The sequence below is a fragment of the Rubritalea squalenifaciens DSM 18772 genome (genome assembly GCF_900141815.1).
GTDB classification, from domain to species: Bacteria; Verrucomicrobiota; Verrucomicrobiia; order Verrucomicrobiales; family Akkermansiaceae; genus Rubritalea; species Rubritalea squalenifaciens.
In genome coordinates this window covers 509818-523157 of record NZ_FQYR01000005.1, presented here as the reverse complement: position 1 = coordinate 523157, position 13340 = coordinate 509818, and the positions used below count along the sequence as shown (strand labels likewise).

Sequence of the window (13340 nt, the reverse complement as noted above, 5' to 3'; positions counted from 1 at the left end):
CTTTCGTGTTTTAGGGTTTATTCGTTTCATTATCTGTGTGTGTGAGTTTTAGCACAAATAAAGTATGTTTAACCCTTGGCCAGAGGCATCACCTTCATCAGAAGACGCCAAGCTTTTGTGAGTAGCGATAATGCTGAATTTCGTTCTTCAACAGCCCGGCCGAGGCTATGAGCACAATGCCGCCACGTCTTTCATCACTCGTTGAGACAACCTTAAAGAAAGTTCTCTGAATGAATCAGGTATCACGGGATTATATCAATAGGAACATACTCAACAGATAACAGTCATATCACCCCTATATCTTAACAAATTTATTTAAATTCGTGATTTCTCTACTCAGTCGGCAAACTAATGCCTAACTCAGATGGAATACCCCAACTGGTCACAACGACTTTGCAGATTTCCAGCGAGCTCATGCAGATGCTTCTCGTAATTCTTCCAGCGATCTTGTGAGCTTGTATAAATGGGTTTTGAAGCCTCTCGATAAGTTGGTGAATTGACATAGACCTGCCCTTTGCGCTCACGCTCAGCTCCACGACCAGTCACCCCCAACCAATCGAAGATACCATCAACCTCTTTCTCCACATCACCCACTGTGTCTTCATAGCGCGTTTCTCTCCACAAAGCAGTGGGCAATACTCCACGCAGCTTCAACCAGAACTCCAACTCCAGAGATACCCGCTTAACCGTACTCTCCAGCGTAAAGTACTCAACACTCATTCTATTACCCGGGAACCAGCTGAAAAAACTACTCACAACCACATCCATAGGATTCCTCAAAGCATAGAGTATTTTCATGTTCGGCATCATCCTCAGAATGGCTGGTAAATGCCCCGTCAAACCCGGATTTTTATCAAGTAGGTACTTATCTCCAACTCGACCACCTAAATACGCTTCCATCAACTTGAGATATAGCTTCGCAGACATCTTTCTCTCTCGTCGATCAATCCCATCAACCACTCCAATATCTATCCCCCCAGTACTCTGGAATCCTTTCCTCATGGCTGATGGGATAATCCGGCCTGTTAACGCATTATATTCATCCACAGCCACTACCTCTTCATGACTGTCCAAAAACCTCTCAATCAATGTAGTGCCTGAACGGGGAGCCCCCGTCAGCAACACCTGCCTCGTCTGCCCTTCCTCGGCTTCTGAGAGCCACGACTCCACATGAGACGAATTCACCCCTACCACCATCGCTGACAATCTGGCATTTTCGACTTGGTTAGCCCGGTCCATAGACCCCACTCCCCCGGCATTACGCAGAAGCTCCTTACTTTGTAAGAGCTTATCAAATGCTTCATTATACGCCCCTTCTGAATCAAGCATCCTAGCCCAAGTATTGAGTATCTTGGCTAATTCCACCTTAGGGACTCCATCCTGATTCAAGCATGCATGTAAGAGCCTAAAAGACTCTTCCTTTTCCCCACAGGCATGGAGAATTCTTGCCTTCAGTTCCTTTGCTACTCCACTTTTCTCATCTACGGCTAGACACCGCTCTACCGCCTCATGAGCTTCCTCGTATTGACTCGCTCGCTCTAACAAATCAGCCAACTCCAAATAGACTTTGGGGGAAGCTTGAGGCATTTGAGAAGCCTCTCTCAAGCATGACAGAGCCCTTTCAGGCCGGTAAGCCTGCCTCCACATAAGGCCAGCCAAAAGCAATATACGAGCGTCCTGACCTTTCCCCAACTTTATCAAGCGCTCAATGCATGCATGAGACTTGGACAACTCATGATGCTCTGCAAAATAAGCCCCCGCTTCCTGCAGGACTAAAACATTTTTGGGGTTCGAGCGCACTGCTTTCTCGTACAACCGCATAGCCTGACCAGCATCACTGGCCACGGCCACACGAGCATTCAACAAATCAGCACACTCTTGATAGATCATCATTCTAAATCATTATTCCAACTGATAAAATAAAGCTTTCTCTATAGCATAAATTCTGCCCGACATATTGCCAGGCAGAATTGCGATTGTAGAATGTTGTAGACCGAGATGACTACCTACGCTTCCTAAAGAGAAGACACACTGCTCCGAGTCCAATAAACATGGTAGACGTCGGCTCAGGGACAGCGGCTGCATTAAAGGCATTGTAGTGGTCAAGAATCTCCCCAGAAGTCAATTCGCTATCATAGGAAGCAAAACCAAGGATATCTCCATCCATAACATCCTGGAATGAAGCGCCTCGGTCTACAGCACCCAGACCAGTGAGTCCGGAAATATCTAACACGGTTGTCGTTGTTCCAACCAAAGCTCCGTTGAGGTACAGGTTCGTACCTGTAACACCATCAGTGCTGAATACGATATGAGTATCTACACCTGTAGGAGCGGCAACACCGGAGTTCCAGTCAGCCACACCAAATGCACTCAAGCCCAAGTTGCCTGTGTTGTTGTACTGTTCAAATTTCAATGCCTGCTCATTACCAGTCCCGCTTGTTCTGTCACCAAGAAGAGCCGAAGAAGCTCCTCCAAGGTTTGCGTTGACAATGAACTCAAAGGATTGAGCCCCAGAAAGAGTACCTACATCATGTTTGACTGGAGTACTGGTGGTAGCGAAGACTGTTGAGGAGGCAGTGGCACCAAGCCCTACTTCTGTCTGCCAAGCTGTGAGTGTAGCCTGCGCCATACCGGCGAGACCTAGGGTAGCTAATGCACTAGCAGTTACGAGTTTATTCATTTTTTCAGTTGTGTTTGTTTTTGTGTTTCTCAGCTCTACATAGAAGAGAACCGTCGAAAATTAATGCCCGCCCCACACTCAGTTCCGCTCAGGCAGCTTATTGGAGTCCATCAGTGACTTCACCTCTTCCGGACCGATCACACCTTCGATGATATAAAGTTCATCAATCATGGCGCCTAGATACATCCCCTCCCTTACATTCAGTTCTGACTCACTCGAAAGTGTTGCCCCCATCACCACTGGGGTTTTTTCCAGAGTCCGGATCAGCACCTCCTGCTCGCTCACCGGCTTCACATAGGCACCCCGCACAGGGTGAACATCTATCAGTTCAGCATTCAAATAGAGTTTAACCAGAGGAAAGCCGTCCTTATTTTTCTCTCCAGAATAAGTGACCACAATGTGATTCCACTGATCATTATCTAGAACGATATCATCTGCATAATACCAGACTCCTCCGAAACTTATATTTAAGAAGGGAGAGCGATCTCTTCGATAATCCATATGCAGCGTCCACTTGCTGTGGATTCCAGCCTCAAAGCTATTCCTATCTCGCTGCATCCCCCACCCGACGATCGTATCGCCAAAGTGATCGGCGTCTTCATCCACTAATCTCTTCTTGGGCATCTTCATCCACAAGGCCACACTCCTGGGGTCATTGGATAAAATACCTGGCCAGTTCGTCTCCAGATAGTTGTTCTTTCCATTCAAGTGAATGGCCTCACCGAACACTCCATTCTCAAGCATGGGGCGGTCACCATGGTAACTGTAATCAAAGTCCTGGAGACCGATGATCGTGTTACTCGCTACAAAGTCATTTGCTTGATCAAACGAGAAATGGAGATGTGGCAAGACTACTGGTAGACTGGTTAAGAAATACTTGTCCTCTGCAGGTAGATTTTCAAAACTCCCTACTGGATAGACACTAACAGCCTGATCTCTTGCCAATACGAGTTCCTGCCTCTGACCCCTCAAGGACTTGACCTTCACACTCCCATCTAACACATGAACCTGATCCGGTTCATTCAGGTCAGAGATCACACCAAACTCAGTACCCAAGTCGATCACCTCCAACTCCTTGGTTGTGACGGCGAAACCCACAGCCTCCTTAGGAACACGGAACCACCCCGTGCCATAATCCATCGCCAATCTATCCTCAGCATACAGAGTCAACTTGGCTGGCCCAGAGACCACTGATTTCACACCAGACTCAAAATCAAGCTCTACAACTCCCTGGGAGATGACCATCGTGGAACCAACCTTGAAAACACCAGGCTCGCCCGTTTGCCCCTCATCAGAACTCGAAAACTGCACAATCGTGCCAGGCGTCACCTTGTAGTTAATTTGGTCAACCGAACGATCTATAAAGAACAGGCTTAGCGCGAAGCCTAGCACGATCATTGCAGCCAAGGCCGACACCATGGCGATCTTGCGATTTCTTCTAGACTGCATTGCTAACAGGAAACTAGCCAGTCCCGGTATCCCGGGCTTATGTGATGCGTTACTCAGGTGGAACTTGAGACCCTGTTCCAGTGACACATACTCGTAGTAAAGATCCCTGACTTGAGGGTCAGCCAGCATCATGGTGTTCAATTCCTCAAACTCGTCAGCACTGATGGTTTTATCCCACAATCTCTGGATCAATTGATGAGCCCTCTCATTCATACTCTCCCCCCTTCCTCATTGAGTTTCTTCTCCACACAGTCCTTCAGCATCACGCGCAGACGATAGAGCGTGACTGAAAGCGTGGAGACACTCCTGCCCACTTGCTGGGCATATTCGCGCAGCGAATTACCTGCCTGATACCGATGGCGCAGCAATCTCTGGTCTTGTGGTCGCAATCTGGAGATGCACTTCTCTAGGTGCCTCATCTTATCAAAGGACCCACTCAGCTTCTCCTCAGATTCATCCGCAATGATCTCAGCAAGCTCTCCTGAGAAAACCAGCCAGTGGTCTCTCTTACAATTCTTCAGATGTGCCAGCACCTCAAAACGGGCTACCCTGAACGACCACTTCTTGAAGTCAGTCCCTAGAGTAAAATGATCCCTCTTCGCCCATAAAGTCAAATTGGTCTTCTGCAGCACATCTTCCACATCCGAGCTTCCTGCGAGCTGAGCATAAATATAAGCACACAGATCAGACTGCTGTTTAGTCAGCAGACTAATAAACTCCGCATAGGAGCATTTGGATGTGTCCTGAGGGGTATTCATACCAATTCTACACCTTAACAGGAAACTTCGGCGACATCTTAACAAATTTGCCAAAAAAAATGAAAACCTCCACACCTCTCCTAAGTTCAAATACTTAAGATAAATAGACCACCAGCGAGCCAAGAGTAATAGAAACCCAACGCTAAAACCATGTCACTGTAGCTTGGAACGACACATTTTCACCTCGTATCCCCGTCTCAAAATTGATAGGGAAATGGCCTCTTATCCCAGAGTCGTTTCCCTATGATTGATCCTAACTATGGCACACCGCTTTTTATCCAAGATAATCAGGTTCACACACTATCCTATCGCAAAGGTCGGCCTTGTATACCTGCAAAGCCATCCCCAGCTGCAACTACAGCGGCTCTGAACGATTAATCTAAATAACTCATTTTATCACTACATCAAAAATATGGACGGCATTTGGGACGACGGTGAATGGATTAGCTGGGATGAGATTAACACTCACATCTACCTGCAAGAGAAGCGTAGCGAGCTGGAACTCAGAGGGATCACTGATGAAAAGGATGTTCTAGAGGCCATTGCGCGTGATGAAGACGAGACCACTTTGGTCGAGGAACTCCTCCACGCTTCCGTGGCCTATTATCGCGCCCACAACCGCTACCTCGCGCCTTATAGTTTCTTCAAGAAACACGTCGACTCTCTGAGCTTGAATCCGAAGAAGCTGAAGTATGCACTGAGTGATTCTTTTGAAGATTTCGATAATATCTCCCCCCAGTACCTCTTCGCCAGGGATGTTGAACTCTACAAGAAAGGCAAATTCAACCACCCGAGAACGACACCACCCATATCCTACGGCTGGCTGCTATCCTTCGCCGACCGCTACTACAAAGAATACGAGCAGCACCTTCCTATCTACGGAGAAATCGGCGAGAGATATGCTGCCGATAGATTCGGATTCACTCAAAATCCAGCGCAAGCACAAGGCTCTGATGGACGCATGGCAAAACCGGGCCACGAAGCACAGCTAGCAAATGTACTGGTGGAAGTGAAGACTATCACCCCGATCAAGAGCGAACCATTCGTCACGGTAAAGCGTTCTGGTAACTGGGGCGTATTAGCCATCGTCAAGATTGACCCTGACATGCGCATCGACGGAAAGCTGATCAAGCGCTCCAGACTTCCGAAAGGTGATGAACCACACATGCGCATACACTGGGATGACTACAGTTCGGATCACCTTGAAATCTCTCCTGAGTATCAAGCTAGCCCTGTCACCTAGCCAAAGGCTTCTACTCCATAAATACTCCGCCCTGTACCGGTCTAGAGCGGCACAAGCGAAACAGAAACATAGAAAGTCTAATCTAGTCACTTACACAACACCGTCAGACTCCTCCCAACATCCCCCTTCAATTGTCCCACCTACTATTTAAACTGTCACCATGCCTGTAGCCCCGCCAGAGAACTTCACGTGGAAAAACTATCACTCCTACACAGTATTTGCTGAGTTCATTGAGCTCTTCCTCATTCAGCACCGCAGCTTCATCACCAAATCGCACGAAAAGCTGGATATCAGCCATGCGATCGATGACGTATTACAACGCTATGTAGAAAACTTCGACGAAGGTAAAGAGGCTTTTGGAGTGAAAGCTTTGAAGCAGTTCGAAGATGCTCCACGCAATACCAGACTCTTCTTTGCCAATATCGAATACCTCTGGGCATTACACACCGAGGGCATCCAGGCCGAGAAAAAGCGATCCTATGCCCTAAGGTGGTTTTCAGATGACGAAGTTCGTGATGATGACGCTGCCTACTTCGGGAAGGGTGGTAGTCACTTCATTGCTCACCCGGGCCAGTACTACCAAACCAATAAATACTATGAGATCAGAGCCCTGTTGCGAATTCTCAGCATGGTCTTTGATGACTCTTCACTCAAAAGTCCTGAGGACTTCCGCCAGCGCCTTGAGTCTCTGAGCTATGAGGCCCTTCATGGCTCCCCTCAGCCCCATCGGGGTATTACGTTGAAGGACTATTGCGGTATTCATGCAGCCCTGATTCACCTCTGTAATCCGGACAAATACGAAGTCATCATCTCAAAGAATCACCGGAAGAGCATTCTTCGAGTTTTCTCTCATATTGTCGATGACCTCCCCAAAGACAGCTGCCCTGAGGCACGTCTGAAGCTGATCAGGGAACGACTCTATCCCCAGTACGGAAACACCAGCGAACCTCATAGAAAATACCGTTGGTTCTTCTACAGCGAAGACCTGCGACCGATTTGGATGACTAAAACCAAAGTCGGCGAACAAACCGAAGCATCCATTGCAGACGAAATTGGACGTGAAGTTGGATTTACCGATTTGGGAGAGGAAGAAGGCGCCCTCAAAGAAGTGAATGGCTATCGCATTCAGCGGTCTGCGAAGAAAGCGGCTGAAGCTAAAAAGCGAGATAACCACTCATGTGTGGCGTGCAAATTCCACTTCCACAAACAGATTGTACACGTCCACCATCTTGACCCGCTGGCGGAACGTACCCATCCACGTAAAACAACACTTGCCGACCTCATCACCCTCTGCCCCAATTGCCATTACATCGCACATTACTGGTTGCGTAAGGATCCAGTAAAATACAAGGATCGCGATACCCTTTTAAACCAACTTTCTAAATCACTAATTTCCTAACTTCATGATCACCGGAGAACTCAAATCCAAAGTCGACCGCATCTGGGATGCCATGTGGGCGGGCGGCATTGCCAACCCGCTCACTGTCATCGAGCAGCTCACCTACCTGCTCTTTATCAAGCGTCTCGATGAAATCCACACCCTGCGCGAGCGCAAGGCCAACAGGCTCAAGCAGCCGATCGAGGACCCCATCTTCTCCGAGGACCAGCAGGAGCTGCGCTGGAGCCGCTTCCGCGATCTGGCACCAGAGACACTCTTTGAGCTGATAAAGGACAAGGCATTCCCCTTCATCAAGACTCTGGGCAAAACCACCACGCCGGATGGCAGCGAGGAGGACTCCACCTTCGCACACCACATGAAGGATGCTCTCTTCATGTTCCCCAAGGCATCACTACTCGCCAACGTGGTCGACCAGCTCGACTCCATCGACATGTCCGACCAGGACACCAAGGGAGACCTCTACGAATACATGCTGGGCAAGATAGCCTCCGCCGGGCAGAACGGGCAGTTCCGCACCCCGCGCCACATCATCAAGCTGATGGTGGACATGACCGCTCCCACACCAAAGGACACCATCTGCGATCCTGCCTGCGGCACCTGTGGCTTCCTCGTAGCCGCTGCCGAGTACATGGCCAAGGAGCACGGCACCGAGGTATTCAAGGACGATACCGCACGCAAGCGCTTCTCAGAGCAGACCTTCCATGGCTACGATTTCGATACTACCATGCTCCGCATCGGCAGCATGAACATGCTGCTGCACGGCATCGAGAATCCAGACGTCCGCTACAAGGACTCGCTGGAGGAGGCCCATGCTGGCGACGAGGAGAAATTCTCCCTCATCCTGGCCAACCCACCCTTCGCTGGCAGCCTGGACTATGAGTCCACCGCCAAGGACCTTCTCCAGATCGTCAAAACCAAGAAGACCGAGCTGCTCTTCCTGGCACTCTTCCTGCGCCTGCTCAAGACCGGTGGCCGCGCGGCAGTCATCGTGCCCGATGGTGTCCTATTTGGCAGTTCTAAAGCACACAAAGAGATCCGCAGGATGCTGGTGGAAGACCAGAAGCTGGATGCCATCGTCTCCATGCCCTCGGGCGTCTTCAAGCCCTACGCCGGTGTCTCCACCGCCATCCTCTTCTTCACCAAGACCAACTCCGGCGGCACCGACCACGTCTGGTTCTACGATATGCAGGCAGACGGCTTCTCGCTCGACGACAAGCGCACCCTGCAGCCGGACAAGAGTGACCTACCGGACCTCCTCCAGCGCTGGCGCAGTCTCGGTAGTGAAAGCTCACGCAAGCGCACTGAGCAAAGCTTTCTCGTCCCCAAGGAGGAGATTGCAAGCCAGGACTACGACCTCTCAATCAACCGCTACAAGGAAGTGGAGTATGAGGCCGTCGAACACGATTCACCACAGGAAATTCTCAAGCGTCTGACAAAGCTGGATGCAGAGATCGAAGCGGGTAGAAAAGAACTGGAGGACATGCTGAAATGAACTGGCCTTTTGCCCCCTTACACTCAGTCTGTAGACCTAGACAATGGCCTACCATCCCCAAATCAAAGTTGACAGACAAAGGATATGCCGTTTACGGAGCAAATGGAATCATTGGATACTATTCAGAATACAACCATGAGACCCCTACGCTACTGATAACATGCCGCGGCGCCACATGCGGATCGATAAATGTCTGCGATTCGAAATCATACGTCACGGGCAATGCAATGGCGCTTGATGACCTTGACACATCAAAAGTAACGCTAGAATTTCTTGGACACTATCTTAAGAACTTCGACTTCCATGGTATCATCACAGGTGTAGCTCAACCTCAAATTACTGCTCAGTCACTCAAACGCCTTAATGTTCCCCTCCCCCCCCTCGCCGAGCAGAAGCGTATTGCGGGGATCCTGGATACAGCGGACGCCTTGCGAACCAAGCGCCGCGAAGCCCTCGCCCAGTTAGACCAACTCCTCCAGTCCACCTTCCTAGACCTCTTCGGAGACCCCGTCACGAATCCGAAGGGGTGGGAGAAACAAGCATTAAACGAATGGTTAGAAAATATAGATAGTGGATGGAGCCCCAAATGTGAGCAGAGATCTGTGACAGACAAAGAATGGGGAGTCCTCAAGTTGGGGGCTATTACATGGTGTGTATACGATGAATCAGAAAATAAAGCACTTCCTGCCGCACTCTCCCCACGACCAAAGTTGGAAGTCAAACGGGGCGACATCTTATTCGCCAGAAAGAACACTCACGAATTGGTAGCAGCGGCAGCTTACGTCTACGACACCCGTCCCAAGCTAATGCTTCCAGACCTAATCTTCCGTCTTCGCCTCAAGGCTGATTGTGAAGTAGAGAAGTTGTTTTTATGGCAGCTACTCATAGAACCACACCAGCGCAGCTCAATTCAGAAATTGGCCGGCGGAGCTGCAGGTTCAATGCCAAATATTTCCAAAGCTAAGCTTAAAGGCGTAGAACTCATCAAACCTCCTCTTACCCTCCAACAAAAATTCGCCCGCATCGTCGAATCCGTCGAGCGCCAAAAAGCCCGACACCGCGCCCATCTCGCCGAGCTGGACACCCTCTTCGCCTCCCTCCAACACCGCGCCTTCACCGGCCAACTGTGATTTTATGGACAAACTCCGCTATGAGGTGAAGGATTTTCAGGCATTGGCAGAATGCTTCCGCACAGGCAATGCCGCCCTCTCACTCACCAGCTTGAATCTGGACGGCAAGCCCTTGGCAACCTCTCAGAGCGCGCAACTGATCATCAATAAATCCGGAATGGCATTCATACGAATCCGGGGCTCCGCAAATCCAACTCAATTGCATGCAGTCGCTGGATCGTTCTTAGGCCAACCGAAGAAATATCAGGCTCTCTCTGCAACGATCGACCATAATATCTCGGTAAAGTTCGAATCTCTGTCTCTATCTCTCCGCCAAATATCCGGCGATGGCACGACCACGATCGAAGCAACTTTCAACTCTGCCTCAAGCCTCGAAACGTGGTGTTGTAATGAGCCTTCATCCAGCTTCATCAAATTCTGGCTCCCCGAAACCGAACTACGCTCGGCAAACGACAGCACCACCATCCAGAGAACCAGCAACCAGCTGGGTGATTTGGGGGGCCATGGAAAGCTCGACTCATTCATCGGTGAAATCTCCCCATATCGTTACCGTGCCTTCGCTGCCGGTGATGACCTCGAAGTCCACATCGCCACACTCGATGGAGCAAAGTCTCCGAGTGCGGAGGACGACAAAGCATTCTACCGGGCTTTCTTGGAAGGCTTTCGTTGGCTCAATGGCGGCACCCCCTACGTTTACCACTTCACCCATCGCCGCGACTACACCGAGGCCGAAGAATGGTGCCAGGTGCCGAAGTTAGAAGTTCTTAAATCACGGCTCATTTCCTCCTCCCCCTACAACGAAAAGGCAACGCTCTTGCTCGAACGATTCGTTCATTTTTCTCTAGCCCACCCAGAGCGCCTGAAATCGCTCACTACCTTCCTCTGGCAATACCGCAACGCCATATCAGGCAGCCACATCACTTGGGGGGATATCTCCCAGCTTGCCGCACTCAACGAGGGCATCGCCCGTGAAATCCTCAAACACACCGGCGGCTACAGCAAAACCAAGATCGAAAAGCTGCAGGCCCCTATAAATCTCGATCCAAAACAACACAGAGGAACAGCCAAAGCCCGCTTCTACCACGCCTGCCAGCTCACAGATATCGACTGGTCCACATTTAGCCCTGTCTTCGACACCTGGAAAAAATCCCGCGACCCCCTGGCTCACGGCGATTTTTCCTCCGTAGAAGACTGGTTGAGAAAAGAATCCATCGACACCTACCGCCAACTCGCCAACTCCTTCAACTGGCTCACCCTCCGCTACATCGACTTCCCTTTCGATCAAATTGCCTTCTCCAACCCTTGGTTCCCTCTCGATTAATCCACCCACAGATCCAATGGACAGTTTAACCCTACCTCGATTCATCAACGCCAACGGACTGTATTCCTTGCTGGAGCTACTCAGTATTCATCGAGCAAGCCCCTGCCTGAGCGTAAACATTTCCGAACTCCAGCGAGTCTCACCAGCAGGGCTCTCAACACTCTGCGCGTGGTATCACTGGCGCGAAAAGAATGGATTATCGACCCATTTCGCAGGAAAGGATGCCTGCACAATTCATTCATATCTAGAACGCATGAACCTCTGGCGCTTATGCCAGCCTTCTCCCCCTGAGACGGCATCAGAGCTAAACGGCCGCTTCATCCCGCTGACACAAATTTCACACCAGACCGGTAAGCTCGGTGAGCAATTTGCCGAGTGCCTGGCTCCGGGCGGTGAGGATTACGAGCATCCTATGGCTGGCCTCTACGACGCCAGTTACTATCTCATCACGGAATTAGCAAACAACGTGCGCCAGCACAGTAGAGGCAGAGGATTTGTATCCGCACAGACCACGAATCTGGACGGCTATGTTCGTATCGCCTTTACCGATGCAGGCATGGGAATACGAGGCAGCTTACGCGAAGCTGGATTCGATTGGGCTCAAGAAGGAGACGACACCAGCTGCATCCTTCAAGCGCTCACTTCCCGCGTCTCCAGTAAAGGCCAGCCCTCCAACGAAGGCGTCGGCCTCACCCTCTCCACCAAAGTAGCCAGCTTGATGGGTGGATGGACAATGATTGCCAGTGGAACCGGCATCGTAACGATTTCACCCGAAGGGGCCGTAAATAGCTCCAGAACTCTACCGGGGCTGGGATTCCCCGGCACTTTAATCACCATAGCTTTCAAGAAAACTCTAGCTGCAGAATTCGACGACAAACTACTCGAAGCCAAGGACATGGAAGGCCTCTTGCCTCCAGGTGGTTTTTCTGCTAATTTCACATAATGAAGCACGAAATCAACATCACTGAACACTTCGGCGCCCGCCTGAGCAACGGCGAGGAGGCCTATGCGTTTCGTATTTCAAACATCGCGCCCTACGCGAACCTTTGCGACCCACTGGTGATCGACTTCACTGGTGTCCGCTCTGCCAACAGCTCCTTCATCAACGCCCTGATCGGCGCCCTTTTTGAAGACCACGGTCGAGAACTCCTGAAAACCCTCACCTTCAAAGGCTGTCTCCCCACCATCCAAGTGCTCGTCGAAGCCGCCATTCAACTAGGCCTCACCAAACACGCCGCGGCCCGGTCTTAATGGAGAACTAAACGCTTCCGGAGCCACCACCATTCCACCCAGCCGGAGATCAGCCGCCTGAGCGAATACGCCCCGCGCTCCTTCACTAACTGGCTCAAAGGAACCATAGCCACCAAACCGGCCCGTCAAAAAATCATCGAGATGCACCGCATCTTCTAAGCCCTCGACAGCATCGTCCATGACCCCGCCGAAGTCAGAACCTGGCTTAAGGAACACAACGACGCCTTCGAAGACACCACCCCCGCCCAAGTAATCGAACGCGGCGAGGCTGACCGCATCTGGCGAATGATCCACTTACTCGAGTCCGGCCAGCCGGGCTAATCCACTTGCACGCAAACCCAAACGTCTCTGGCAAGGCACCGACGACGACGACGAACACCTCATTCTTCTTCCCCTCCTCCACCGCAAACTCAATCACGCGGAGCTCGTAGTTCACGACCTCAAGGCCGCGGGCATCCATGTCGTCGAGCATCACTATTTTGAAAAAATCCGGGAGTTTGACTTCATCAACGATGCTGCCGACACCCCACTTTTCAACGAAAAGCCCGCCTGACCTCCCTTTGGAATCACTTTCATATCAATTTATCACAAATTAATACGAAACTGATGCGAAATGC

12 protein-coding genes are annotated in these 13340 nt (G+C 50.6%); 8 read left to right on the top strand and 4 right to left on the bottom strand.

Features of this window, described 5'->3' with window-relative positions:
• Window positions 1-360 precede the first annotated feature (360 nt).
• The 4 genes from BUB27_RS15545 to BUB27_RS15530 all read right to left on the bottom strand — a co-directional run bounded on the left by BUB27_RS15545 (window position 361) and on the right by BUB27_RS15530 (window position 4887).
• A complete protein-coding gene (locus tag BUB27_RS15545) occupies window positions 361-1587 on the bottom strand; it encodes a tetratricopeptide repeat-containing sulfotransferase family protein (protein WP_159435000.1) in 1227 nt (408 codons plus the stop codon).
• A 415-nt stretch (window positions 1588-2002) separates the two neighbouring features.
• Window positions 2003-2680, bottom strand: a complete 678-nt coding sequence (locus BUB27_RS15540) for a LamG-like jellyroll fold domain-containing protein (RefSeq protein ID WP_143184778.1) — start codon at window positions 2678-2680, stop codon at window positions 2003-2005.
• 78 nt (window positions 2681-2758) lie between these two features.
• On the bottom strand, window positions 2759-4342 hold the full coding sequence (locus BUB27_RS15535) for a LamG-like jellyroll fold domain-containing protein (protein WP_143184777.1): 1584 nt from the start codon (window positions 4340-4342) through the stop codon (window positions 2759-2761).
• Window positions 4339-4887: a sigma-70 family RNA polymerase sigma factor gene (locus BUB27_RS15530; protein ID WP_143184776.1), complete on the bottom strand. Its 549-nt coding sequence runs from the start codon at window positions 4885-4887 to the stop codon at window positions 4339-4341. The genes BUB27_RS15535 and BUB27_RS15530 overlap by 4 nt, the downstream gene beginning before the upstream one ends.
• Window positions 4888-5299: 412 nt before the next feature.
• Here BUB27_RS15530 and BUB27_RS15525 point away from each other — a divergent pair, with 412 nt between their 5' ends.
• From BUB27_RS15525 to BUB27_RS19305, 8 genes are all read left to right on the top strand, one after another.
• A complete protein-coding gene (locus BUB27_RS15525) occupies window positions 5300-6130 on the top strand; it encodes a hypothetical protein (protein ID WP_143184775.1) in 831 nt (276 codons plus the stop codon).
• Window positions 6131-6290: 160 nt separating this feature from the next.
• Window positions 6291-7529: an HNH endonuclease gene (locus BUB27_RS15520; protein WP_143184774.1), complete on the top strand. Its 1239-nt coding sequence runs from the start codon at window positions 6291-6293 to the stop codon at window positions 7527-7529.
• A gap of 4 nt (window positions 7530-7533) precedes the next feature.
• Window positions 7534-9021, top strand: coding sequence for a type I restriction-modification system subunit M (locus BUB27_RS15515; RefSeq protein WP_143184773.1), 1488 nt, complete (start codon window positions 7534-7536; stop codon window positions 9019-9021).
• Complete coding sequence (locus tag BUB27_RS15510; RefSeq protein WP_143184772.1) at window positions 9018-10151, top strand: restriction endonuclease subunit S; 1134 nt, start codon at window positions 9018-9020, stop codon at window positions 10149-10151. Before BUB27_RS15515 ends, BUB27_RS15510 begins: the two co-directional genes overlap by 4 nt.
• Window positions 10152-10155: 4 nt before the next feature.
• The gene (locus BUB27_RS15505; protein WP_143184771.1) at window positions 10156-11472 is read left to right on the top strand and encodes a hypothetical protein; all 1317 of its coding nucleotides are present in this window, start codon (window positions 10156-10158) and stop codon (window positions 11470-11472) included.
• Between the two features lie 16 nt (window positions 11473-11488).
• Window positions 11489-12415 (top strand): ATP-binding protein, encoded by a 927-nt coding sequence (locus tag BUB27_RS15500; RefSeq protein WP_143184770.1) that lies wholly within the window; start codon window positions 11489-11491, stop codon window positions 12413-12415.
• On the top strand, window positions 12415-12723 hold the full coding sequence (locus BUB27_RS15495; protein WP_143184769.1) for an STAS-like domain-containing protein: 309 nt from the start codon (window positions 12415-12417) through the stop codon (window positions 12721-12723). Before BUB27_RS15500 ends, BUB27_RS15495 begins: the two co-directional genes overlap by 1 nt.
• Window positions 12724-12894: 171 nt before the next feature.
• The gene (locus BUB27_RS19305) at window positions 12895-13044 is read left to right on the top strand and encodes an antitoxin Xre/MbcA/ParS toxin-binding domain-containing protein (protein WP_143184895.1); all 150 of its coding nucleotides are present in this window, start codon (window positions 12895-12897) and stop codon (window positions 13042-13044) included.
• The last annotated feature ends 296 nt before the right edge of the window (window positions 13045-13340 follow it).